Here is a 22,921-nt window from a genome sequence, read left to right on the forward strand (position 1 = left end):
GAAGGTGGTCTATTATATGAAGAAACAAAATTCCAATCGTTCAAAAAAAACTGTGAAAATAGAAAAAGGGTATGCAGGTGATTCTGTTCTTACTCAAAAACAAGTCGAGCAAGGAAATTTATATATTGCTCAAAAAGAACTTGGTCAACAAAATGAAAACCTTTAGAATCCCTCAAAGAACTGGGGGATTTTTTTATCCGCTATTTGTAGCACTGATTCATGTTTCACTTTATTGTACATACTGTTTTTGTTCTAACACCTTAAATATATTATTAACCTTTACAATTTTCATTTCATAATTCAATTTCATTTCGCTTCTCTTACCATTTTCAGTACCCGCAACGTACGCTGCAGTTTGATAACGAAAACTTTCATCCGTCACTTCACGTATGTCCTCGTTTATAAATTTATACTCTAAATCCCGAAACCGATTTGGATAATAATTTCCTATTAATTGTTCATATCCTCTATTTACAAATAGTTCTTCACCTTTTCGTTTCACATCTTCTTTATTATTAAGCCCAAACACTGATAATTGCTCTGTCACAAAATGTTCTCCTACCTTTTTCATTTCATTATGAGTTAAAGTTTCTATACTTTTGTTCTTTAATTCATTATTTAATCCGTACTGATCAATCAGTTTAAAGCTAGCAAAAACCTCTTCTTTATATGACCAAAACAATCCAAAAGCGATACATAAAGAAGTGATGAATAGTCTTTTCTTCATAATACTCCCGCCCCTCTTCATAATGATAGGTATATTTTAACATATAGAAAGAAAATTCTGATATCATAAAGTGGAATAAGTTAACATAGAAATGAGGAACAATTATGGACTCTTACAAACAATATATAAAAGAAGCTTTGCCTAATCTTTCTATACATTCATATAAACAAAATGAAGAAGGATGGGATAATGTAGCGGTTATTATCAATGATGAACTACTGTTTCGTTTCCCGCGAAAACAGGAATATGCAATGCGAATTCCGTTAGAAAAAGAACTGTGCACACTTCTCTCTTGTTCACTACATGAAATTGAGGTCCCACAGTATCACCTATTATATAGCAATAATGCTGATGCGGTTCCACTTTGTAGTTACTATACACTCATTCATGGTGAGCCGTTAAAACCAGAAATAGTTACTACACTAGAAAAACAAGAGCGGGAAGCACTTATTACACAATTAGCCACCTTCCTTGCGACTCTACATAGTATTCCTTTAAAACGTGTGGAAGCGTTAGAATTCCCTATAGAAAAAAACTGACCTACTGGAAAGAGCTACAAACTAAATTAAATCAGTATGTTACTAACAGTCTTACTTCGTTACAGAAATCATCTTTAAATCGGTTATTCGAAAATTTCTTTACTTTTATCGATACAACCACTTTTCAAAATACAATTATTCACGCTGATTTTACACATCATCACATTTTATTTAATAAGCAGAACAAAAATATTTCAGGGATTATCGATTTTGGTGATGCTCAAATTGGCGATCCTGCTTTTGACTTTGCTGGACTATACTATAATTTCGGACATGAATTTACTACAGCTGTATATAAACAATACAGTACGCTTACTTCACACGATGACCCATTACTCATTCACCGCATCACGAGTTTTTATCAATACAGCCCTTTACTACATAATATTGTTTATAGCTTTGAAACAAAGAATGAACTTGAATTCCTAGCGGGTACAGAACAACTGAAAGTAATACTACAGGGATGAGATTACATTCTCTCCCTATACTCTCTCTCCTCATACATCATTAACTTTTTATCCATTTCAACAATAACTTGATACAGTTGAAATGCTTGTAAAATTTGCAGTTGAATTCCAAAAGGAGCATTCTGTTCTTTTAACCATTGAAATACTTTCGTTTCATCTTTCATTGATTATTCCTCCCTTTATTAAAATCTGCTACAAATATACGGTATATGATGAAAAGCTTTTCATGTCAATAACAAAAAAGGATACAAACTTGTATCCTTTAATGTACGATATTTTTCTTCTGTTTCGCTTCTTTCTTTGCTTCTTCCCTTTGGCATTCACTACGAAACGCACAACTTATACACTCAGAACGAAAATGACGCTCTGTATAATGCTCAGGTTGTTGCAACATTTCTTTCATTCTAGATAAATCAGCCATTCCAGTTATAATATCTTCCTGTTTCGGAATGTACTCATACTTAGTTCCTTCTATTAAATTAATAACTTCAATTTTTCCGGGAAGAATGCCAAAAGCTTTATAACTGAATACTGTCATTAACTTTTGACAAAGAGCAAGCATTTCCTCATCCGCATCGACAACATACTTTTTAATTACAAACGACTCAGTACTCCACTCACCAACTTCTACTGTCAATGACATGTGGACACCTAACTCTTCCATATATGTTTGAAATTTTTCATATAAAAATAACGGCGGTATCTGACTATCATCTCTTTCAACAAACTGTAATAAGTGATCCGTTAGCTTCGCTAACACAATATAATACTCCGTCTTTGAAGCAAACATATTAATCCTTACCTTTTTCCAATACTTTTCTATTAATATTAAAAGTACGATTTTCGTTTGTTGGCCCGCAGGTAGTGTGTAATATTCATTAATAATTCGATTCACAATCATTTGTGCGATTTGTTGCCATTCAAATGAAGAAGGTTCTCTTCTTTTTATATGACGGAAATAAAATTTATGCGGACAACGCATAAAATCATACAAATGATAATCTGTCATCGTTTTGATTGCGATTTTCTCATGCACTTGCTCTTCATCTCCCTTCTGCCATTAAGAAAGGTGTTTTACAAATTCAGCTCCAAACTGTAAACATTTTTCTACATCTTCATCTTCTGGCGTTAATTCTACTTTTAGTCCTTCTAACACAACTGCAGCTCCGCGCTCTTGTAGCTTTTCTATTAAAATGTCAACCGCCACGCCGTATTTCGGATAAGCCGAATCACATGATCCGAATACTGCCGCTTTTTTCCCGGTTAAATCAATAGAATCCATTGCATCATAAAAATCTAAGAAATCATCAGGAAGGTCACCATCTCCCCAAGTGTAAGCACCTAAAATAATTCCATCATACTGTTCTAGTATAGAAGCTTCTGGTGAATCCATAATATCGATAACTTCAATTTCATTTTCTGTTTCACGAATTGCACCCGCAATATGATCAGCCATTTCCTCTGTATTTCCACTCATACTTGCAAAAATCATTACTAACTTACTCAACTGAATCTCTCCTTTTACCTTGTATCTCTTTTTCTGTTGGAAGCGTACTCTTCTCATCTACATATTCAGAACGAATTACATTTCGTTGCCATTCCATATGCTGATCAACATCTTTATTTTTATCTTTTAATCCCCTCCGCAGAAGGTGAAATTTTTTTCTCATTAACATGTCTCATCCATCCTATTGATAATAATTATCAATTTCAACTACCCTTAGATTAATTGACAGTGATTATCAATGTCAATAACTATTTTTTAAAAAATGATTAAAATGTACAAGCTTGTCCGTTAGCTATTCATATACTATAAATGAGCATAGTTCTTTCTCAGCCCTCTCTGACGGAAAGAAATAAAAGCAACTGCGATAGAGCGCAGTTGCCTTTTTTTATACTTTTCTATGATTTTAGTAGTCTTATCGCTGTCTCTAAAAATAATTCCACTCCATAAATTAAAGCTGATTCATCTACATCAAATTTCGGATGATGATGCGGATAACAAGTATCTACCTTTTCATTCCCCGTCCCCAATTTAATGAAGCAACCCGGTGCCTTTCTTAAATATGCTGAAAAATCTTCTCCTCCCATAGAAGGTTCAAGCTTCACAACACGCTCATTCCCAAACAAATGTAGTGCACTTTCTTCTACTACTTTCGTAATATATTCATCATTAATAACCGGATCATATCCGTATCGATACGTATATGTATACTTTCCTCCATGTGCCTTTGTGATTCCTTTCACGATTTGCTCAATTTTCTCTTCTGCTTCTATTCTTAACGCTTGATTAAAAGAACGCACAGTTCCCATTAAAGTTGCTGCATTAGGAATAATATTATCAGCCATTCCCCCATGAAACTGCGTAACTGAAACAACTCTTTGCATGAAAGCACTTGTATTTCTTGATACGATATGTTGTAAATTTGTAATAATCTGCGCTCCGATAGCAATAGGATCTATCGTTTCTTCTGGCCTCGCCGCATGCCCTCCTTTCCCTTGAATTTCAACTGTAAATACGTCTGGTGCCGCCATCATCGGTCCATACGCAATTCCGATTTTCCCGCTCTCCAATCCAGACATAACATGTAAACCTATTACATAATCAACACCATCCATCACGCCTGCCTCAACCATTTCTTGTCCCCCGCCAGGATACACCTCTTCTGCGTGCTGAAAGAAGAGACGAATCTCACCTACGAAATCTTCCTTTATATTTGATAGCACCTCTGCTGTACTTAACAAAATAGCTGCGTGAGCATCATGCCCACATGCATGCATCATTCCTTTATTCACAGACGTATAAGATTTCCTTGTCTCCTCTTGAATTGGTAAAGCATCTATATCAGCTCGAATCGCAACTACTTTCCCTTGTCCCGTCCCTCTTTTAATTGCTAGTACACTATACTTCGTCGGTCTCGTTACTTCTAAAGAAGAAAATGAGCATAATGTTTCATATATAAATTGTGAAGTTTCTTTTTCATGAAATGATAATTCCGGATATTTATGAAAATGCTGTCTCCATTTAATAATGTTTTCTTCTAAAATAAGATCCTTCCACATCCTCTTCATCAGAAATTCCTCCTCTTATGAAACTTTAACAATTCATACATTAACTATGAAAAACTCAAACAAATATTACATTTCTATACATTCTCCCAGACCACTTTTATACATTCACACAATCCACTTCCTATTTACATGTCAAACCCATTACAAATTCATACTGAATGTAATATAATTGCTAAGTTAGGGATTTTCTTTTTTAGTATTTAGTGCTAATATCAGAAAAGAGCCTTTTGACTTATTTTTACCTAAAATGTGGAATTTTGTTTTTTTCACAATAATGTAGGACATGATACCTACAAAGAGCTATCATTTCATTAAGAGAGGGAAAGACATGGAAAGATTAAAAGAGATATGGTCTCGACCACTCACACAATGGGTTGCAAAGACGGTTTATTACCTTGCAATTTTATTTGCATTGCTTTGGTTGTATGGATTCCATGATACAAACACAAGTACATTTATTTACAACGAATTTTAGGGTGGGAACGTTATGAAGTTATTAGAACAAATTGAAAAGTGGGCTATTGAAACGCCTGATCAAACTGCTTTTGTTTGGCGAGATGCGAAAATTACGTACAAACAATTAAAGGAAGATTCTGATGCGTTAGCACATTGGATTTCTTCTGCGTATCCAGATGATCGTTCACCAATTATGGTGTATGGCCATATGCAACCTGAAATGATTATTAACTTTTTAGGATGTGTAAAAGCTGGACATGCTTATATTCCTGTAGATTTATCTATCCCAGCTGATCGTGTACAACGTATCGCTGAAAATTCTGGTGCGAAACTACTTTTATCAGGAACTGAAGTAACAGTAACTGATTTACCAGTTCGCATTGTAAGTGAAGACAACTTAAAAGATATTTTCTTTACTCATAAAGGGAACACTCCAAATCCTGAACATGCGGTAAAAGGTGATGAGAACTTCTACATTATTTACACATCAGGAAGCACAGGTAATCCGAAAGGGGTTCAGATTACTTATAACTGCCTTGTAAGCTTTACAAAATGGGCTGTAGAAGATTTCAACTTACAAACAGGGCAAGTATTCTTAAACCAAGCACCTTTCTCATTCGATTTATCTGTCATGGATATTTACCCATCCTTAGTAACAGGTGGTACACTTTGGGCAATCGATAAAGATATGATTGCACGTCCAAAAGACTTGTTTGCTTCTTTAGAGCAATCGGATATACAAGTATGGACTTCAACACCATCTTTCGCAGAGATGTGTTTAATGGAGGCATCTTTCTCTGAGAGTATGCTACCGAACATGAAAACATTCTTATTCTGCGGTGAAGTGTTACCAAATGAAGTAGCTAGAAAATTAATTGAGCGTTTCCCGAAAGCGACAATTATGAATACGTACGGTCCAACAGAAGCTACTGTCGCTGTAACAGGTATTCACGTTACAGAAGAAGTGCTTGATCAATACAAATCACTTCCAGTTGGCTACTGTAAATCAGACTGCCGCCTTCTTATTATGAAAGAAGATGGCACCATTGCACCTGATGGTGAAAAAGGTGAAATCGTAATTGTCGGTCCAAGCGTAAGCGTTGGATATTTAGGAAGCCCTGAATTAACAGAAAAAGCATTTACTATGATTGACGGTGAGCGTGCCTATAAAACAGGCGATGCTGGCTATGTTGAAAATGGTCTTCTATTCTATAATGGTCGTCTTGATTTCCAAATTAAGCTGCATGGTTATCGAATGGAATTAGAAGAAATTGAGCATCACCTTCGTGCGTGTTCTTACGTAGAAGGAGCAGTTATCGTTCCAATTAAAAAAGGTGAGAAATACGATTATTTATTAGCGGTTGTTGTTCCTGGCGAACATTCATTTGAAAAAGAATTCAAATTAACATCTGCAATTAAAAAAGAACTCAATGAGCGATTACCAAACTACATGATTCCACGTAAATTCATGTATCAATCTTCTATTCCAATGACACCAAATGGAAAGGTAGATCGCAAAAAATTATTGAGTGAGGTTACAGCATGACCGCATATGGATCATTTTATTTTTTCGCTATAGTGGGCATTTTATTAATACCTACTATCATAGCTGGATTAAAAGGTAAAATGTTGCGTAAATATAATGCCGTTTTAACATTAGTCATGCTCGCTATTATCTTCTCGGATAAACCGAAGCAAGCGATTATGTTAGCCGCATTTATTATTTGGCAATATGCCCTGATTAAAGGCTATTTAATTTTAAGAAAACAAAAGAATAGTACATTCACGTTTTGTGTAGCTGTTATTTTATCGATTTTGCCACTTATTTTGGCGAAAGTCGCACCATTTGCACCTGAACTAAAGTTTATTGTATTTCTAGGCATGTCCTATGTAACATTTAGAGCAGTGCAAATGGTATTTGAAGTTCGTGATGGCTTAATTAAAGAACTTTCCTTCTTTAATTTTTGGGAATTCGTTTTATTCTTCCCTGCGATTTCAACGGGACCTATCGATCGTTACCGCAGATTCCAAAAAGATATTCAAAAACCACCTAGCGCTGAAGAATATCAAAATTTACTATATACAGGATTAAACCGTATTTTCCAAGGTTTCTTGTATAAATTTATTATCGCTTACTTAATAAAGCAATATTTTATGGATCCGGCATTTGCTCAGCAAGATACAATCCTATCCAATATGATTTACATGTATAGCTATAGCTTATATTTATTCTTTGACTTTGCTGGTTATAGCTCATTTGTAATTGGTGTAAGTTATATGATGGGTATTAAAACACCAGAAAACTTTAATAAACCGTTCATTAGTCGTAACATTAAAGACTTCTGGAACCGCTGGCACATGAGTTTATCATTCTGGTTCCGTGATTTTATTTACATGCGTTTCGTCTTTTTTGCAACGAAGAAAAAGTTAATTAAAAACCGTTACACAATTTCTTATATCGGTGCATTTTTGAACTTTTTCATCATGGGAATTTGGCATATTACTGGTGAGCATGTGTATCAATACATTATTTATGGTCTTTATCATGCCGCACTGTTTATTTTATTCGATATTTTCGAACGAAAAAACAAGAAGCATAAGTTTTGGCCAAACAATAAATTTACACATGTCCTTGCGATTGTAATTACGTTCCACGTTGTATGTTTCGGTTTCCTAATTTTCTCTGGACACCTTAACAGATACTTTTAATGCACCCTTCTTATACTAGTAAGAAGTTGCACATATAATATATTTCGGATATAAAGGAGATTTTAAAAATGGCAGAATTCAAAGAGCAAGTATTAGATATTTTAGAAGAAGTATGTGAAAACGATATTGTGAAAGAAAACTTAGATGTTCAATTATTTGAAGAAGGTATTCTTGATTCTTTCGCTGTAGTATCTTTATTAGTTGAATTCCAAGAGCGTTTAGATATTGAAGTTTCTATTTCTGATTTTGACCGTGACGAGTGGGCTACACCAAACATGGTTATTAAGAAGTTGGAAGAAATCCGATGAACAAAGCAAAATTTGGTCCGATGCTTTTAGCATTGGCCCTTTTTGCTGTATTCTTACTTATTCCAACGCGCTTCCTACTTCCACTTTTAAGTGATGAAAAAGTAGAACAAGCTGCCACTTCTTTAAAAGAAGAAAAGATTCAAAGTATGATATTACAGCAAAAGATGTTAGCAGACCCGAAATACCTTCCGATGTACGGTTCATCGGAATTCGCACGTATGGATGCTTTCCATCCATCAAATTATTTCAAAGTAAAGCCTGAAGGGTTCACACCATTCCTACTTGGACGCGGAGGAACACAAGACCTTGTACATGTGTTAAACTTTGCATCTACTATGGATCAATTGAAGGATAAGAAAATGGTATTCGTTCTTTCTCCTCAATGGTTTGTACCACAAGGTATTGATGAAACACACTTTGCACCTAACTTTTCAAAACAACAAGGCTATCACTTGCTTTTCAATGATGACTTAAAGCCTGAAATGAAAAAGCAAATTGCAAAACGTTTATTAAACTTTGAGATCGTCAAGAAAGAAACTTTACTAAAAATTTCGCTTGAAGGTATCGTTTATGATGATACAAAGCATAAAGTAAAAGCACTTGCTGCTAAACCTTTCGCTTATATTTATCGTAACATTTTAGATCGTAAAGATTTATTTACAGCAATGTTTAATATTAAACCGCATAAAGAAAAACTTGACCCTTCATTAAAACAAATGAATTGGGACGAGGCTCGTAAACATGCAGACCAAACGGGTGCAGTAGAATCAGGATCTAACGAATATGGTATCGAAGATGATTACTTCAATAGCAAAATTAAGAAGAAATTAAAGCAACGTGAAGGCTACTTAAAAAATGATGCTTATGATCAATCGCCAGAATATGAAGATTTACAAATTGTACTTGATTTATTAAAACAATCTGGTGCAAAACCACTCTTCATTTCTGTTCCTGTAAAAGGTCCTTGGTACGATTACGCTGGCTTCCCGAAAGAACGTCGCGAATTGTACTACAAGAAAGTTCATGAGCAAATTGAGAAAGCTGGCTATCCAATTGCCGACTTCTCAAATCATGAGTATGATAAATACTTCTTAAAAGATCATATGCATTTAGGTTGGAAAGGCTGGGTTTATATCGATGAGGCCATCCAACAATTTTATAAAGCAAACTAATGAAAAGACCACTTGAATTATTCAAGTGGTCTTTTTCTATATATATTTTGTAATTGTTCGATTACGTTCTCTGCTTCTTTCATAACTCGCTCCACTACATGCTGAGCTGATTCTATTCGTGCTAATGATGACGCTTGCCCTGCCCAAAGCGACATGTATTCTCCTTTATTTTGTTTTGCTGCTTCTTGGCGTATTTTAGAGGTTAATACATTTTGCACTGGATACATCGGAAGCCCTTCTTCTTTCCCTTCATGTCTCTCTATAAATTCATTACGAATACCCCGCGCATATTTCCCGGAAAACGCACGGGTCACAGTTGTACTCGTATCTGTACTATGTAACACTGCTTCTTTATACACATCATGCGTAATACTTTCTTCACTCGTTAAAAAGGCTGATCCCATTTGAACAGCTTCTGCCCCCAGTGTAAATGCTGCAACAAGCCCTTGTCCGTTCATTACACCACCTGCTGCAACAATCGGGATATGCGGGACTGCTGCTACTAACTGTGGAATTAATGCAAACGTACCAATCATAGCGTCCTGTTCTTTCCCAATAAACGTTCCTCTATGCCCTCCTGCCTCACTACCTTGACCGACAATAATGTCTACTCCTAATTCAGCAAGCACCCTCGCCTCTGTCACATGAGTAGCTGTTCCGATAACTTTTATTCCTCTTCTTTTTAAGTCACCTATTTCTTCTTTTTCTAACGTTTGAAATGCAAAGCTAACGACTGGTACGTTTTCTTCTATTAACACTTGTAATTGTTCTTTATAGCTTTTGGGGAGCTTTATCGCCTCTTCTTCCCCTATACCGAATTCTCTATTCATCCCGCTAAGTAATACCTTTGCCAAGTTTACTTTCTCTTCTTCTATCTGTATCTCTTTCGTTAACAGTAAATTAACACCGAAAGGCTTATCAGTTCGTTCCCTTATTTTATAAATTGCTTCACGAATTTGCTCAGGGCTCATATAGCCTGCTCCAAGCGTTCCTAGTCCTCCGCTATTACTTACAGCTGCAACAAGCTCAGGCGTCGTAATCGCACCTGCCATACCTGCTTGAATGATGGGATACTTAATTTGTAATAAATCTATTACGCGACTTGTAAACATCATTTCTCCTCCTATTCCCCTTATATCTTCTTTATTTGACAAACTTTCCCCTTCTTTTACAAGGGTTGAACTTCATAGGAAGCGAATATATTGAAAGGGAAGGAGGCTGAAAACAATGATATATCCAAATGCGTTACAACAAGGTGATACAGTAATGATTATTGCACCGTCCGGCCCACCAACAATTGAAAATGTATTAAAAGGGGTAACCCTATTACAAGAAATGGATTTATCTGTAGTAATCGGGAAGAGTGTTTATGAGAAATATGGATATTTAGCTGGAAGTGATCAAGTTCGGCTCGATGATATACATGGAGCATTTACAAATAATGAAGTAAAGGCCATTTTCTGTGCACGAGGTGGTTATGGAAGTGCCCGTCTCCTCCCTCACATTCAATATGAAATCATTCAGCAGAATCCAAAAATCTTTTGGGGATATAGCGATATTACAGCTTTACATACTGCCTTTTCACGTTATGCAAAGCTTGTTACTTTTCATGGTCCAATGGTTGAAGAATTAGGTAAAGGTGTAGATTCTCTTTCTTTATCTTCTTTCAATCAACTATTCCATCCGTATTCAAACATCTTATCTGCTTCAGAATGTATCGTACCTACCTCTCCATGTACAGTTACAGGCACATTGGCGGGAGGGAATTTAACTGTATTAACGAGTATAATTGGCTCACCCTATGAGATAAATACGGCTAATAAACTTTTGTTGCTTGAAGACATTGGGGAAGAACCGTATCGCATTGACCGCATGTTAAATCAGCTACTTTTATCTGGCAAGTTTAATGAATGTAGCGGTGTTATTTTTACAAGTTGTCACGACTGCACTCCTTCTAAACCATCTCAATCATTGCAAACAATACTATATGAATATTTCGCACCATATCATATACCTGTCCTATTCGGTTTACCGATTGGACATATAAACCCAAACATCGGGATTCCTCTTGGAGCTACAGCGACAATAAATACAAATAATAAAACACTCTCTATTTCTTCTGGCGTAGCCAATCCGTATTCAAATTAAAAAGGAAAAGCGATTCCGCTTTTCCTTTTATTTATAATAATTAAAAATTCGTCCAGATGCGATATCTGCAACTTCTTCTGGAATAAATGTTTTACTTATATCAGTGCCAACATTTAATACTGCTGTAGCATCTTTCTCAATGCTACCAAATAATTCTTTTCCACGTATCGTAATAAGGGGCGTTCCTTCTGGCAACACGTCTTTTACAAATTCCATTTGTGTAAAGAACGGAACGATCCATCTACCCTCTCCTTGGAAATGACGCAAGCGAAGTATTCCTTCTGTTGCCCCGTCCTCTGCTTCTAGTGAACCAGCAACATAAAACTCAGTAGATAAGAGCAATTCATAAAATTCCTTTTGCTTCTGTTTATCGTCCCCTGCTACAACAAGTACTTCTTCTATTCTCTTTACCGGAATTTGCTCCATATGATGCCACCCCTATTTCAAAATGATTGTACTTAGATTATACGAAATATTCTTATTTTTTTCTACATAATTCGCAATTATTTTCTTAAAATAATTTTAATACTTCTTTTTTCGTTACAATCGTAGCAAATTCATCATGTAAGTTTACAAGTGTCATATTGTGAATGTCCTCTGCACTATACTCTGCCCCGTCCAGACCTTTACGATTGAATGTAGCCGTCGCATCGCTCACTAAATACGTTGTAAATCCTAAATTACCTGCCATTCGTGTTGTAGTCTCCACACAATGATTTGTCGTTAATCCTACAATCACTACCGTATTACATTTTTGCTCTCTTAATTGTTCTTCTAAATTTGTCCCAATGAACGCGCTATTAACGGATTTCCGAATAATTATTTCATCTGGCAGTGGTTTCACTTCTTCTTTAAAGTTTACTGTTTCTGCTTGTTGATAAAACATCGACTGAACATCTTCTTTATTTACATGTTGAATATGAAAAACTGGTCGCTTCCTTCTTCTCCATTCTTCTAATAAATTTTTCATATTTTCTTCAGCAAAAAGATTATTTCTCTCACCCCAGTATGGTAATTGAAACGCCTTTTGTACATCAATTATGATAAGTGCTATTTGATTAGTCATCATTTTCTCCTTAATTTGGTTGTAGTTGAAATACAAAACCAAGTTGCTGCGACGCAGTAATAAAACAAATATAAGCGCAAAGTTCTACAATTTCTTTTTCCGTCCAATATTGTTTTAATACATGAAACATATTATCATCTATCGCCTTTCGATCATGAACAAATGTATGCGCAAAAGTAACGGCTATACTAATCTCCTCTGCCTTTTGCACATCATCAGGTCTTCCCTTTGCCATGCAGTACGGACATTCATTCCCATACGCTAATGTTCTTCTCACTTGCTCCTTCAACTCTGCTGAAAGTGTTCCTTTATTGTACAGTGTATCCTCTAACGTACTCCACGAATGTAATATATCCAGATTATGGCCTAATAAATTTTGAAACTTTGTAACTCCTACATTTGATAATGAAATTCTCTCCATCATTTCCCCTCCTATTTCCTTCCGTTTTATTGTAAAATAAATAAAGTTCACTTTACATTTCATATGAATCTTAATTTATATTTTCACTTTACAAAAATTATTATTTTACTGGAGGTATATTTACAAATGCAACTAGACCGTGTCGATCGAAAGATTTTAAATGAATTATATAATGATAGTCGCCTTTCCATGCGTGAATTGGCGAAACGAGTAAACTTATCTGCTCCGTCTACTGCAGAACGTGTTCGCAAACTTGAAAGTGAAGGCGTGATTCAAAAGTACACAATCGATATCGATTATAAAAAAGCAGGACTTGTTTTAGATTGTATTTTAGAAATCACTTTAAAAAATGGTGATACAACACGTATGCAACAGTTTATTCAGTCTTATCCATCTGCAAGTTTTTGTTACCGAGTAACAGGAAGCTTATGCTACATTGTAAAAATTTCTGTTCCTTCACTCGTTGAACTTGAAGATTTTATAAATGATGTTTCTTCATATGCAACGACAGTTTCTCATATCGTATTATCAGAAGTATCTCTTACTCCTGATATTGAACATATCTTCCCAGAAGATTAATTTATTTTTATTCATAAAATACAAAAAAACCCCTTACATTAAGAATAAAAATAATATATTATGTATTAAAATACATAAAGTTCGAGAAAGGGGCTTTACATTGAAAATCTGGTTTTATGAAAAAACGGCACAATTAGACGACTTGCTTGGCATTTGGGATAATGTTCCCACTATCCCTCGAATTGGTGAAAAAGTGGAGATTTTAAAAACAGTCCGTATCGTTACAGATATTAAATATGTAAAGAACGGTAATAATTTTCGTGTAGAAATTATTACAAATTAAAAAGTAGCTCTTTAGGAGCTACTTTTTAGTTATCTATCATGCGCTTTCTTTATAACGATTTTATCTTCTTCTACAGATACTGTTACATAATCATTTTCTTCTAATCGAAGCTTATTTACAGCCTCATCTGGTAGCTCTACAGCCATCAGTCTATCTGTTACAATTACTTGACTATACACTTCATTTTCTTGTGATGCACTCACTACTTTTTCCTCATTTATAAAGCGCACTGGTGGCACACCCACTTCTTTTACAGTACACCATTGTTTCCAAATGTAAGGAATTAACCAAAGTAACCCAACAACTGTCAGACCAATACCGATCCATAAATTACTTTGTGCTTGTAATTCAGTAATTGAGATTGCGCTACTCTCTTCTCCACCTATAAATTGCATACTTGTTGCAATTAAATTATTTAGAGCATGTACAGCGATATTCGTCCATATATTTTTCGTCTTTATGTATAAAAGACACATTACAATACCAAACATAAATGCACCAATAACATCAAAATGTCCTAAACCAAAAATAAGTGAAGATATGATTACAGCTTTTTTAATTCCCCATTTATAAGCCATTCGCTGTAAAAAGAATCCCCTAAAAATAACCTCTTCCATAATAGGTGCTAATACACATGCTGAAATGAAAGTAAATATCGTCATATATACGTTACTCGTGTTAATAACATTTCCGTCTTCTAACATAGTAACTAAGAAATTCGGTAACGTATGTGCTAATATGTAAAATTGAATATGAGATATACCAACTGAAAAAATCATTCCCATTATCGTTGCTAATACAATTAATCCCCACGGTAAACGTCCTGGCTTATCAAAAAAACTCTTAAATACAACATTATTTTTATTTGTTTTTACGTATAACCAAAATAACGGAAATACAAAAAATAATGTTATTTGTGAAATAACCTCCATCGTATTCTCAGAAACATTTGATAGACCTAATGGGATCATCGTAAGGAACACCCCTATAATCATCCATCCAAAAAAGCTACGTAGTCTTATACGTGAAAATGCATAGTGCATATAGAACACCCCCAAAGATAGTAAAATAAATGGTGTGATAACTAAATTATAATATGAATATAGTTGAAATTCTTCCTGTTTGTCTCAAACACTTTTGAACAACATATATAGTAATCATTCTTTTCTTTCAATTGAAATCTATGAGAAAGTTATGTAATAAAAATCCCCGTTTTTACAAGCGGGGATTTCTTTTATTATAATACGTCACGTTTTTGGAATAATGCACTTGATGCTACAAGTAATACAACAAAGTATGCAGCTACAAGTAATAATGAAGTTGTAAATGTAAACTCTGTAAATGTTGGTTCCATTCCGCCGCTTACTAGTTTATTACTATCGTACACACTTAAATTTAAATGGAAAAACACTACAAATTTCGCTACACCTTTTGCAAACATCATCAGTACCATATTAATTGCTCCTTGTAAAAAGAAGAGGAACATCGTAATAATTAATGGTAATACAGACTTTCTAAATACGTTTGCTAAGAAAAATGCTAGTGTCGCAAAGAAGAACGGTGAAAGTACTTGATATAAAGTAGATTTCATTACGATTCCTACCGTTAATTCTGTTTTACTACCATCCATTACAATTCCACCAAGAATCATTGCAATTAACGTGCTAGCAAATATGATAAATACTATAGTAAGTAACACTGTAATATATTTAGAGAATAAAACTGTAATTCGTTTTCTTGGACGGATTAATAACTGCTTAATTGTACCTTTTTGGAACTCATCAGTAATCATACGAGAAGCAATCGTAATCCCAAAAATTGTTGCAAACAAAGTAATTAAACCAATCTCTGAACTTGCAAAATCTAAATATGATCCTTTAAATTCACTTCCGTCTCCCCATTTCAGCATCGCTAAAACTCCCAAACTCTCCAATACTGCAATGACACCAATTAAAATATACATACCTTTTTTCGCATGTAACTTTAAAAATTCATTTTGAATTAATTTAAACATTACGCTTTCACTCCCCCTGTAATCGCTAAGAACTCATCCTCTAACGTTTTATTTTGAACAGTAACTCCGTATACAAGAACATCGTCATTCACAAGTTTTTTTACAAGTTGTGGGATTTCTTCTTTCATTACAGATACTGCAATTACATTTCCTTGCGTCTTACCTTTAATGATTTCATTTGCTTTCTGTACTTGATCTACTTCAAACGCTACAACTACTGTCTCATCATGTTTCGCTTGTTCGTGTAAGTTGTACTCTTGCACAAACTCACCTTGCTTAATAATAACGACGCGATCACACATGAGTTCAATTTCACTTAATAAGTGACTTGATACGATTACAGCAATATTCTCTTCTTTCGCTAAACGTTGTAAATAATCACGAATTTGGCGAATACCAGCTGGATCTAATCCATTTGTCGGCTCATCTAAAATTAAGATTTTCGGCTGATGAAGTAATGCCTGTGCAATTCCTAAACGTTGTTTCATACCAAGTGAATATGTTTTCACCTTTTTATGAATCGCGTGCTCTAATTCAACAAGCTTTACAATCTCAGCAATGCGCTCTTTACTAATTGGTGTAATTGCCATGTTCGCAAAATGCTTTAAGTTTTGCATTCCAGTCATATAATCATATAGTTCAGGATTTTCTACGATCGCCCCAATTTGCTCTAGCGCCTTTTCACGCTCCGTGCGAATACTATGACCGCAAATTGTAATATCGCCCTCTGTCATTGATATAAGACCTGTCATCATACGAATTGTCGTCGTTTTACCACTACCGTTCGGTCCAAGAAACCCGTACACTTCCCCTTCACGAACTTCAAATGATAAACCACGGATAATTTCCGTTCCACCAATCTTTTTTCGAACATTCTCTAACTTTACTACTACATTTCCCAATGCTGATTCCTCCTTTAGACTTCTAGTTTTTTATCAATTATGCGACCTGTTATATAAACAAGTAAAACAAATATACCGATTGAAAAAGCAATACTATATAAATTCATAAGACTTTCTGGATATAGTATAAGATTTATATCCACTGATTCATCTATATAAACTAACTTCCTAATAAAAGTAGATGTAGGTGCAAGTCGGCCTAGCATTTCATATATCATATTGATTGCTTTCGTTACTAATAAAAATAAGAAGAAAATAATTACATACTCCATTTTTTTCTTTTTCAAAGAAAATACTTTAACACCAGCTACTGTGAAAAGTAAAACCAACAATATACTTGATAAATTAAATACATATAACACACTACTAAATACTTGTTTTACTATATCTAGCTCAATTGTACTTTCCGTAAATAACATTCCATAGAGTTCTGTACCTTTTATTACTTTCATCGAAATACTATAGACAAATATAGTACCTATCACTTCAAAACACATTAAACTAATTGCCGCATATGACAATATTGCCAAAACAATTTTTTTACCAGATATCGGTGTTAATCGAAATAATGTACTTTCGGTCATTTTGCCAAATGCAGACATCGCCTGCAGCAATACAAGTACCGCAAAAATTATATAAACTAAGAATACTAAGGCAATCGTAATCATTTGCCTTACTTCTCCTGATCCTTGTTTAATATAATTTCCCATACTTACAAAAGCGACAGCTACAATAAATATGAATGACAATAACGAAATGAAAATTTGTTTTTTATTCGCATTGTACATATATATTAAACTGGCCTTCATCTACTAAACACCTCCTTAAACACATCTGTGACAGCTTTTCCTCGCTGAAAGCGTAACTCCTCTACATTTTCATGTAGTACACTCTCACCATCTTTTAAAAAGATTACTTCGTCAAAAATATTTTCCACTTCTCCAATTAAATGTGTTGCAATTAAAATGGTACAATCTTCACGATAAAACTGTAAAATAAGTTCTAATACGTGTTCTCTAGAAACAAGATCAATTCCGCCCAGCGGTTCATCTAGTACGTATAACTTTGCTTTCCTCGAAAATGTTAAAATAATTTGTAGCTTTTCAACCATACCTTTTGATAAAGCTGTAATTCTTTCTTCTAACGGTATTTTAAATTCCGCAATTGTATCTACTGCTTTTTGAATGTCGAAGTCTTTATAAAAATCTCGATAGAAGAATAAAGAATCTTTTACCGTCATCCAATCATCAAATACTGGTTTATCCGACATAAAAGAAACAATTTCTTTCGTTTCTAATCCTACCTTTTTACCAGCGATTGTAATACTGCCTTCGGAAGGATGCTGCAGACCGGCAATCATTTTCAATAACGTCGTTTTCCCACTCCCGTTATCTCCAACGAGTCCTATAATTTTCCCTTCCGTAATCTCTATGTTTAATTCACGGATCACTGCTTTTAATCCGTATCTCTTCCATAAGTTTTCTATTTTTAATAACTCTGTCATTCGCTCTCCTCCCTCTTCTCATGTAATGAAGAACGAAGGATTGTAAGAATTTCTTCTTCTGAAAAACCTAAATTGTCCATTCCATCTATAAAAGAATGAAGTAATTCTTTCGCCATCTCTTTTCGCAGCTCCATAATTTTCTCCCCTTCATTCGTTACATATCGTCCCATTCCTCTACGCGTTACAACAACCCCATCCCGTTCTAGCTCTTGAAATGTACGCTGAATCGTATTTGGATTTACTTGTAATTCACTCGCTAATTCACGTACAGAGGGAATTTTATCACCAGGCAATAAATGTCCTGTTACGATTTCTTTTTTTATGTATTCCATTACCTGAATGTAAATTGGTGTATTTGGAGAAAACTCTATTTTCATTTCTTCCCTCCTTTTGTATCAGTGTACTAGTTAAATAATACACTGATACAAATAATTTGTAAATACCCATTTAATTACAAAAAAGTTCTATCCCTTTGCTGGATAGAACTTTTTAAACAGAACTCGTTATACGAAAATAATAGTGTTATGTAAACAAATTCATAAAGAAAAGCTGTCTTATCAATGAATAAGACAGCTTTTCTTTATAATCGTATATTAAAAATTAAACACGAAGTCATCGTCAGATAACTTTTCAACGTTCGTTGCTTTTACGTAACCATTCCCTTTTACAGAGAAGAAATCATGGTTTTTCGTATCTGTACGTAAACCATTTAAAACGATTGGGTTAATTTCTTCTTCTTCAAACTTCGGCTCAAGTCCTAAGTTCATAAGTCCTTTATTCGCATTGTAACGAACGAAACGATTTACATCCTCTACAAGACCGATAGAAGTGTAAATTTCTTCTGTGTATGCCATTTCAATTTCATATAATTCCATTAATAACTCTTGTGTTTCTTTTTGCACTTCTTGTTGATCTTCTGCAGAAAGTTCTACGAAGAGTTGTTGTGCTAAAATACCGACGAATACGCCGTGAATTGACTCATCACGAATTATTAGGTTAATAATCTCACCACTTGCCGTCAATTTACCTTGACCTGCTAAGTAAAGTGGGTAGAAGAATCCACTATAGAATAAGTAACTTTCTAAGAATACACTTGCTACCATTGCCATGTATAACTCTTTTTTCGTTACTTCAGGCTTTAATAAACGACGATAGTAACTAGTAACAATACCAGCTTTTTTCTCAAGTAATGGATGATTGTCTACCCATTCAAAAATATCATCAATTTCTTCTTCAGTAGCTAACGTTGTGAAAATATGACTGTAACTCTTCGCATGTACTTCTTCCATAGCTCCCATGAAAGCTAATACACTTTTTGCTTGTAAATTTTCAAGATGAACAAGTACAAGAGGCATCCCTTCGCCACCTTGTTTCGTATCTAAAAGTGTTAAACCACCTAATACACGCTTATAAGCAACCTGCTCTTCTTTTGATAATTGTGCCCAAGTATTTTTGTCAGAAGATACCGCGATTTCTTCTTCTGTCCAAAACTGAGCGATGTTTTGCTTCCAAAACATTAAACTAAAATCATCTTCTTTTTTGTTCCAGTTTACCGCACGCATTCAATCGCCCCTTCTCTAAATAAACATGAAAAATTGATAACTAAGCATGAGCAGGGTTCAGAAAACCCTGCTCATGATGTCTCAATTTTTATATTAAACGGTACAAGCTACGCACTCTTCCACGCTTAACTTACGTGTTCTCGTATAATAAAGACTCTTTAAACCTTTTTTATGTGCATAGATGTAGTAACGTGCTAATTCACGTGTTGAAATATCACTATTAACGTAAAGAATTGTACTAATTCCTTGGTCAATATGTTCTTGGATTTCTGCGATTAAATCAATTAATTTAAACTGATTCATATCGTAAGAAGATTTATAGTACCAGAACGTATCTTTTGATAAATACGGCATTGGATAATATGTTGTCGCATTCGCATATGTTCTTGATTCGATTTGACTTACGATCGGCATTACGCTTGAAGTTGCATTTTGAACGTAACTGATAGATTGTGTTGGAGCGATAGCAAGACGGTATGAATTATATAATCCATTCTTCTTCACTTGCTCTTTTAAACTTGTCCAATCTTCTTTTGTTGGAATATGAATTCCTTCAAATAGTTGCTGAACTTTTTCAGTTACTGGGCTGTAATCTGTCGTTTCGTATTTTTCAAAGTATGTGCCATTCGCATAATCAGACTTATCGAAGTCTTTAAATGTTTCGCCTTTTTCTTTAGCGATTTCCATACTTTTCTCAATAGAGTAGTAATTTAACATCATAAAGAATGTACGAGCAAACTCTTTCGCTTCTGCACTTTCATATGCGATTTTGTTTTTTGATAAATATCCGTGTAAGTTCATTGCGCCAAGTCCAACTGAATGAAGCTCATCATTTGCTTTTTTCACAGTTGGTGCATTCGGAATAATCGTCATATCAGAAACAGCTGTTAAAGCTTCCATTCCCGCATGAACGGCTTCACGAATTTCTTTATTTTCCATTACATTTACGATATTTAACGATCCTAAGTTACAGTTAATATCACGACGGATAATATCCTCTGTACCGTAATCATTTATTTCAGAAGTTTCTTGAAGCTGGAAGATTTCTGTCTCGAATGTTCAACCGAGTCCGCTACTCCTCAGTCCGTTGCTCATGCAACTGCTGTATGTCACCATACAGGACAGACTATATCATCACCTACAGCATTACCTGATTAGGTGCTCCGCTTTTCGAACGCCAATCGCTTGCGCTCTACTCCCATAAGGGATAGTCGTTAGGCTTTTACTTATCTTAATCTTTCAGAAAGTCTCTTATTACTTTATGTTGTCCCATAACTCTGCTATACAAAATAATAAGATACATTCTGAACTTTTATATTTTCATTCTAAGATAAGATTTAGCACGGTAGGTTACCTCAAATTTGAGGCTTTCCCCGTTTAACGGAGTTTTCGACTAGCATTTCTACTAGAAGGTGCTACATATTTAACACAAGTTCGACATCTTCACAGTTCCAATATCCTTCAGTGGATGTTGGTTATTTGCATTTGATTTAAACATTAAGTATGGGTAACCAGACTCAAGCTGAATCATAGCAATTTTAATAAGCATATCACGTGCACTAATATCTAGCGGCTTCTTCTTCACTTTCGGATTGCTCATTAATTCATCGTACATTTCATCAATGTCTATATCATCTAAATGCTTTCCGTATTCTTTATACACCGTATAAGGCGCGAAAACATGGAAAGGTTCGTTTTTCTCAGCAAGCTCAAAGAACTTACTTGGAACGATAATTCCGATTGATAGAGACTGAATACGGCTCTTCTCATCGGCATTTATTTTTTTTGTATCAAGGAATTCAATAATATCCCAATGGAAAATGTTTAAGTATACTGCGCCGGCACCTTTTCGTTGCCCAAGTTGATTCGCATATGAAAACGAATCTTCAAGTAATTTCATAACAGGTACTACACCACTTGCAGCGTTATCGATACCTTTAATTTGCTCACCGCGTGCACGTAGCTTAGACAAGTTTAAAGCTACTCCACCGCCGATTTTTGATAATTGCATTGCAGTATTAATGTTAAAGCCGATTGAATTTAAGCTATCGTCCATCTCTAACAAGAAACAAGACACCATTTCTCCTCTTCTGCTTCGGCCCGCATTTAAAAAGGTTGGTGTCGCTGGTTGGTAGTTTTGTTTTACAATCATGCTTGCGAAGTGTTTTGCCTTCGCAACATCACCGCGTCCTAAGTATAATGAAACAATTGCTACACGATCTTCATAGCTTTCTAAGTATTGTTTTTGATCATTTGTTTTTAACGCATAATCTTTGTAGAACTTAGATGCTGCCATATAAGATTGGAACTCGAAGTTTTCACCATAAGCGATGTTATATACCTCTTCTACTTCCTCCAAGCTATACTCGTCCAGAACGTTGTAATAGTAATCATGTTCTTTCATATACTCCATTCGCTCTGCCACGCTATTAAAATGAACGGTATTCTCTCTAGCTTCTTCCATAAAGACTTCTAATGCCTCTTTATCTTTATGAAGCTGATAAAAACCGTCCTGCATTTGCGTGATTTCATTATTCAGTTCAATGTGTCGCAATCTCCCGCACCCTTTCCTTAAAATATTCTACATCGTTATTTGTTCCTGATAACTCAAATTTTGATACAATAGGCACTTCATATTTAGCAGAAATTTTGTCAGCACTTGCACCGAACATGTCTCCCCAGTTACGATTGCCGCTTGCAGATACGCCTTTTAATTTTTCATTATTGCGCTCTAAAAATTCTAAAACACGTTCTGGTACATTGCCAAAACCTGTTGTATACGTAATTAAAACAAAGTCTTCATCTATTACTAGATCTTCACCAATTTGAACGGCCGGCATATTTAATTTGTGAATGAAACGCTTCACGTTTCCTGTCATAGAATCATATGCAACTATCATTTCCGACCCTCCCTCTCCAATCTATACTCTCTGTATGTTGTTTCTTGATTTCTCTATATATTGTATTACGTTTCAAAATAAGACACAAGATA

At 34.9% G+C, this 22,921-nt stretch carries 28 protein-coding genes and 2 pseudogenes; 10 read left to right on the top strand and 20 right to left on the bottom strand.

Annotated elements, in window-relative coordinates; genetic code table 11:
- Positions 1-16: 16 nt before the first annotated feature.
- Complete coding sequence (locus ILS93_RS13650; protein ID WP_064476699.1) at positions 17-166, top strand: hypothetical protein; 150 nt, start codon at positions 17-19, stop codon at positions 164-166.
- Positions 167-229: 63 nt separating this feature from the next.
- On the opposite strand, the gene ILS93_RS13655 is transcribed toward ILS93_RS13650, so the two are convergent.
- Entirely contained in the window at positions 230-748 is a 519-nt protein-coding gene (locus tag ILS93_RS13655) for a hypothetical protein (RefSeq protein ID WP_064476700.1), read from the bottom strand.
- 83 nt (positions 749-831) lie between these two features.
- Here ILS93_RS13655 and ILS93_RS13660 point away from each other — a divergent pair.
- Positions 832-1,733 (top strand): annotated as a pseudogene (locus ILS93_RS13660) (aminoglycoside phosphotransferase family protein).
- A 2-nt stretch (positions 1,734-1,735) separates the two neighbouring features.
- On the opposite strand, the gene ILS93_RS13665 reads toward ILS93_RS13660, so the two are convergent.
- The 5 genes from ILS93_RS13665 to ILS93_RS13685 all read right to left on the bottom strand — a co-directional run bounded on the left by ILS93_RS13665 (position 1,736) and on the right by ILS93_RS13685 (position 4,805).
- Positions 1,736-1,897, bottom strand: coding sequence for a hypothetical protein (locus ILS93_RS13665; protein WP_016088745.1), 162 nt, complete (start codon positions 1,895-1,897; stop codon positions 1,736-1,738).
- A gap of 98 nt (positions 1,898-1,995) precedes the next feature.
- Positions 1,996-2,769, bottom strand: a complete 774-nt coding sequence (locus ILS93_RS13670) for a hypothetical protein (RefSeq protein WP_088048377.1) — start codon at positions 2,767-2,769, stop codon at positions 1,996-1,998.
- 24 nt (positions 2,770-2,793) lie between these two features.
- A complete protein-coding gene (locus ILS93_RS13675; protein WP_000041146.1) occupies positions 2,794-3,240 on the bottom strand; it encodes a flavodoxin in 447 nt (148 codons plus the stop codon).
- Positions 3,233-3,409 (bottom strand): hypothetical protein, encoded by a 177-nt coding sequence (locus tag ILS93_RS13680; protein ID WP_016088748.1) that lies wholly within the window; start codon positions 3,407-3,409, stop codon positions 3,233-3,235. The genes ILS93_RS13675 and ILS93_RS13680 overlap by 8 nt, the downstream gene beginning before the upstream one ends.
- 226 nt (positions 3,410-3,635) lie before the next feature.
- Positions 3,636-4,805, bottom strand: a complete 1,170-nt coding sequence (locus ILS93_RS13685; RefSeq protein ID WP_098103454.1) for an amidohydrolase — start codon at positions 4,803-4,805, stop codon at positions 3,636-3,638.
- Positions 4,806-5,133: 328 nt separating this feature from the next.
- Here ILS93_RS13685 and ILS93_RS13690 point away from each other — a divergent pair, with 328 nt between their 5' ends.
- The 5 genes from ILS93_RS13690 (at position 5,134) to dltD (ending at position 9,450) form a co-directional block, all read left to right on the top strand.
- On the top strand, positions 5,134-5,280 hold the full coding sequence (locus tag ILS93_RS13690; RefSeq protein WP_000440293.1) for a teichoic acid D-Ala incorporation-associated protein DltX: 147 nt from the start codon (positions 5,134-5,136) through the stop codon (positions 5,278-5,280).
- Between the two features lie 12 nt (positions 5,281-5,292).
- Positions 5,293-6,807, top strand: coding sequence for a D-alanine--poly(phosphoribitol) ligase subunit DltA (gene dltA / locus ILS93_RS13695; protein ID WP_000770515.1), 1,515 nt, complete (start codon positions 5,293-5,295; stop codon positions 6,805-6,807).
- The gene (gene dltB / locus ILS93_RS13700; protein WP_088048375.1) at positions 6,804-7,970 is read left to right on the top strand and encodes a D-alanyl-lipoteichoic acid biosynthesis protein DltB; all 1,167 of its coding nucleotides are present in this window, start codon (positions 6,804-6,806) and stop codon (positions 7,968-7,970) included. The genes dltA and dltB overlap by 4 nt, the downstream gene beginning before the upstream one ends.
- Before the next feature lie 68 nt (positions 7,971-8,038).
- Positions 8,039-8,278 (top strand): D-alanine--poly(phosphoribitol) ligase subunit DltC, encoded by a 240-nt coding sequence (dltC, locus tag ILS93_RS13705; RefSeq protein ID WP_000807310.1) that lies wholly within the window; start codon positions 8,039-8,041, stop codon positions 8,276-8,278.
- Positions 8,275-9,450: a D-alanyl-lipoteichoic acid biosynthesis protein DltD gene (gene dltD, locus ILS93_RS13710; RefSeq protein WP_088048374.1), complete on the top strand. Its 1,176-nt coding sequence runs from the start codon at positions 8,275-8,277 to the stop codon at positions 9,448-9,450. The genes dltC and dltD overlap by 4 nt, the downstream gene beginning before the upstream one ends.
- Before the next feature lie 17 nt (positions 9,451-9,467).
- On the opposite strand, the gene ILS93_RS13715 is transcribed toward dltD, so the two are convergent.
- Positions 9,468-10,562, bottom strand: coding sequence for an NAD(P)H-dependent flavin oxidoreductase (locus ILS93_RS13715; RefSeq protein ID WP_070168569.1), 1,095 nt, complete (start codon positions 10,560-10,562; stop codon positions 9,468-9,470).
- 115 nt (positions 10,563-10,677) lie between these two features.
- Here ILS93_RS13715 and ILS93_RS13720 point away from each other — a divergent pair, with 115 nt between their 5' ends.
- Complete coding sequence (locus tag ILS93_RS13720) at positions 10,678-11,598, top strand: S66 peptidase family protein (RefSeq protein ID WP_064476709.1); 921 nt, start codon at positions 10,678-10,680, stop codon at positions 11,596-11,598.
- Between the two features lie 27 nt (positions 11,599-11,625).
- Here the strand turns inward: ILS93_RS13720 and ILS93_RS13725 are convergent, their stop codons facing one another.
- From ILS93_RS13725 to ILS93_RS13735, 3 genes are all read right to left on the bottom strand, one after another.
- A complete protein-coding gene (locus ILS93_RS13725; RefSeq protein WP_000435201.1) occupies positions 11,626-12,024 on the bottom strand; it encodes an SseB family protein in 399 nt (132 codons plus the stop codon).
- 85 nt (positions 12,025-12,109) lie between these two features.
- On the bottom strand, positions 12,110-12,664 hold the full coding sequence (locus tag ILS93_RS13730; RefSeq protein WP_064476710.1) for a cysteine hydrolase family protein: 555 nt from the start codon (positions 12,662-12,664) through the stop codon (positions 12,110-12,112).
- A 10-nt stretch (positions 12,665-12,674) separates the two neighbouring features.
- Positions 12,675-13,088: a carboxymuconolactone decarboxylase family protein gene (locus ILS93_RS13735; RefSeq protein WP_222660685.1), complete on the bottom strand. Its 414-nt coding sequence runs from the start codon at positions 13,086-13,088 to the stop codon at positions 12,675-12,677.
- 123 nt (positions 13,089-13,211) lie between these two features.
- Here ILS93_RS13735 and ILS93_RS13740 point away from each other — a divergent pair, with 123 nt between their 5' ends.
- Together ILS93_RS13740 and ILS93_RS13745 are read left to right on the top strand one after the other, a co-directional pair.
- Positions 13,212-13,664, top strand: a complete 453-nt coding sequence (locus tag ILS93_RS13740) for an Lrp/AsnC family transcriptional regulator (protein ID WP_001175492.1) — start codon at positions 13,212-13,214, stop codon at positions 13,662-13,664.
- Between the two features lie 100 nt (positions 13,665-13,764).
- Positions 13,765-13,947, top strand: a complete 183-nt coding sequence (locus ILS93_RS13745) for a DUF3913 family protein (RefSeq protein WP_000707104.1) — start codon at positions 13,765-13,767, stop codon at positions 13,945-13,947.
- A gap of 29 nt (positions 13,948-13,976) precedes the next feature.
- On the opposite strand, the gene ILS93_RS13750 is transcribed toward ILS93_RS13745, so the two are convergent.
- The 10 genes and pseudogenes from ILS93_RS13750 to nrdI form a co-directional block, all read right to left on the bottom strand.
- On the bottom strand, positions 13,977-14,990 hold the full coding sequence (locus tag ILS93_RS13750; RefSeq protein WP_222655029.1) for a CPBP family intramembrane glutamic endopeptidase: 1,014 nt from the start codon (positions 14,988-14,990) through the stop codon (positions 13,977-13,979).
- A gap of 194 nt (positions 14,991-15,184) precedes the next feature.
- Positions 15,185-15,961, bottom strand: coding sequence for an ABC transporter permease (locus ILS93_RS13755; protein WP_088048367.1), 777 nt, complete (start codon positions 15,959-15,961; stop codon positions 15,185-15,187).
- On the bottom strand, positions 15,961-16,863 hold the full coding sequence (locus ILS93_RS13760) for an ABC transporter ATP-binding protein (protein ID WP_000528799.1): 903 nt from the start codon (positions 16,861-16,863) through the stop codon (positions 15,961-15,963). The genes ILS93_RS13755 and ILS93_RS13760 overlap by 1 nt, the downstream gene beginning before the upstream one ends.
- Before the next feature lie 14 nt (positions 16,864-16,877).
- Positions 16,878-17,672, bottom strand: a complete 795-nt coding sequence (locus tag ILS93_RS13765) for an ABC transporter permease (protein ID WP_222660687.1) — start codon at positions 17,670-17,672, stop codon at positions 16,878-16,880.
- Positions 17,669-18,367, bottom strand: a complete 699-nt coding sequence (locus tag ILS93_RS13770) for an ABC transporter ATP-binding protein (RefSeq protein ID WP_064476714.1) — start codon at positions 18,365-18,367, stop codon at positions 17,669-17,671. The genes ILS93_RS13765 and ILS93_RS13770 overlap by 4 nt, the downstream gene beginning before the upstream one ends.
- A complete protein-coding gene (locus ILS93_RS13775) occupies positions 18,364-18,744 on the bottom strand; it encodes a GntR family transcriptional regulator (protein WP_000687513.1) in 381 nt (126 codons plus the stop codon). The genes ILS93_RS13770 and ILS93_RS13775 overlap by 4 nt, the downstream gene beginning before the upstream one ends.
- Before the next feature lie 216 nt (positions 18,745-18,960).
- Positions 18,961-19,929, bottom strand: a complete 969-nt coding sequence (gene nrdF, locus ILS93_RS13780) for a class 1b ribonucleoside-diphosphate reductase subunit beta (protein ID WP_048561423.1) — start codon at positions 19,927-19,929, stop codon at positions 18,961-18,963.
- Between the two features lie 93 nt (positions 19,930-20,022).
- Positions 20,023-20,973, bottom strand: a complete 951-nt coding sequence (locus tag ILS93_RS13785; RefSeq protein ID WP_306461252.1) for a ribonucleotide reductase large subunit — start codon at positions 20,971-20,973, stop codon at positions 20,023-20,025.
- Positions 20,974-21,355: 382 nt separating this feature from the next.
- A pseudogene (locus ILS93_RS13790) lies at positions 21,356-22,483 on the bottom strand (ribonucleotide reductase N-terminal alpha domain-containing protein); the annotation flags it as partial.
- Positions 22,470-22,829: a class Ib ribonucleoside-diphosphate reductase assembly flavoprotein NrdI gene (gene nrdI, locus ILS93_RS13795; protein WP_000634376.1), complete on the bottom strand. Its 360-nt coding sequence runs from the start codon at positions 22,827-22,829 to the stop codon at positions 22,470-22,472. The gene nrdI and the pseudogene ILS93_RS13790, both read right to left, overlap by 14 nt.
- Positions 22,830-22,921: the final 92 nt, after the last annotated feature.

Origin of the sequence: Bacillus sp. 16GRE42 (assembly GCF_019837435.1) — a bacterium.
Taxonomy (GTDB): domain Bacteria; phylum Bacillota; class Bacilli; order Bacillales; family Bacillaceae_G; genus Bacillus_A; species Bacillus_A wiedmannii.

Coding starts and splice junctions, on each gene's coding strand:
- ILS93_RS13650 (WP_064476699.1), top strand. CDS start 17: ATGAAGAAACAAAATTCCAATCGTTCAAAAAAAACTGTGAAAATAGAA.
- ILS93_RS13655 (WP_064476700.1), bottom strand. CDS start 748: ATGAAGAGGGGCGGGAGTATTATGAAGAAAAGACTATTCATCACTTCT.
- ILS93_RS13665 (WP_016088745.1), bottom strand. CDS start 1,897: ATGAAAGATGAAACGAAAGTATTTCAATGGTTAAAAGAACAGAATGCT.
- ILS93_RS13680 (WP_016088748.1), bottom strand. CDS start 3,409: ATGTTAATGAGAAAAAAATTTCACCTTCTGCGGAGGGGATTAAAAGAT.
- ILS93_RS13685 (WP_098103454.1), bottom strand. CDS start 4,805: ATGAAGAGGATGTGGAAGGATCTTATTTTAGAAGAAAACATTATTAAA.
- ILS93_RS13690 (WP_000440293.1), top strand. CDS start 5,134: ATGGAAAGATTAAAAGAGATATGGTCTCGACCACTCACACAATGGGTT.
- dltA (WP_000770515.1), top strand. CDS start 5,293: ATGAAGTTATTAGAACAAATTGAAAAGTGGGCTATTGAAACGCCTGAT.
- dltB (WP_088048375.1), top strand. CDS start 6,804: ATGACCGCATATGGATCATTTTATTTTTTCGCTATAGTGGGCATTTTA.
- dltC (WP_000807310.1), top strand. CDS start 8,039: ATGGCAGAATTCAAAGAGCAAGTATTAGATATTTTAGAAGAAGTATGT.
- dltD (WP_088048374.1), top strand. CDS start 8,275: ATGAACAAAGCAAAATTTGGTCCGATGCTTTTAGCATTGGCCCTTTTT.
- ILS93_RS13715 (WP_070168569.1), bottom strand. CDS start 10,562: ATGTTTACAAGTCGCGTAATAGATTTATTACAAATTAAGTATCCCATC.
- ILS93_RS13720 (WP_064476709.1), top strand. CDS start 10,678: ATGATATATCCAAATGCGTTACAACAAGGTGATACAGTAATGATTATT.
- ILS93_RS13725 (WP_000435201.1), bottom strand. CDS start 12,024: ATGGAGCAAATTCCGGTAAAGAGAATAGAAGAAGTACTTGTTGTAGCA.
- ILS93_RS13730 (WP_064476710.1), bottom strand. CDS start 12,664: ATGACTAATCAAATAGCACTTATCATAATTGATGTACAAAAGGCGTTT.
- ILS93_RS13735 (WP_222660685.1), bottom strand. CDS start 13,088: ATGATGGAGAGAATTTCATTATCAAATGTAGGAGTTACAAAGTTTCAA.
- ILS93_RS13740 (WP_001175492.1), top strand. CDS start 13,212: ATGCAACTAGACCGTGTCGATCGAAAGATTTTAAATGAATTATATAAT.
- ILS93_RS13750 (WP_222655029.1), bottom strand. CDS start 14,990: ATGCACTATGCATTTTCACGTATAAGACTACGTAGCTTTTTTGGATGG.
- ILS93_RS13755 (WP_088048367.1), bottom strand. CDS start 15,961: ATGTTTAAATTAATTCAAAATGAATTTTTAAAGTTACATGCGAAAAAA.
- ILS93_RS13765 (WP_222660687.1), bottom strand. CDS start 17,672: ATGAAGGCCAGTTTAATATATATGTACAATGCGAATAAAAAACAAATT.
- ILS93_RS13770 (WP_064476714.1), bottom strand. CDS start 18,367: ATGACAGAGTTATTAAAAATAGAAAACTTATGGAAGAGATACGGATTA.
- ILS93_RS13775 (WP_000687513.1), bottom strand. CDS start 18,744: ATGAAAATAGAGTTTTCTCCAAATACACCAATTTACATTCAGGTAATG.
- nrdF (WP_048561423.1), bottom strand. CDS start 19,929: ATGCGTGCGGTAAACTGGAACAAAAAAGAAGATGATTTTAGTTTAATG.
- nrdI (WP_000634376.1), bottom strand. CDS start 22,829: ATGATAGTTGCATATGATTCTATGACAGGAAACGTGAAGCGTTTCATT.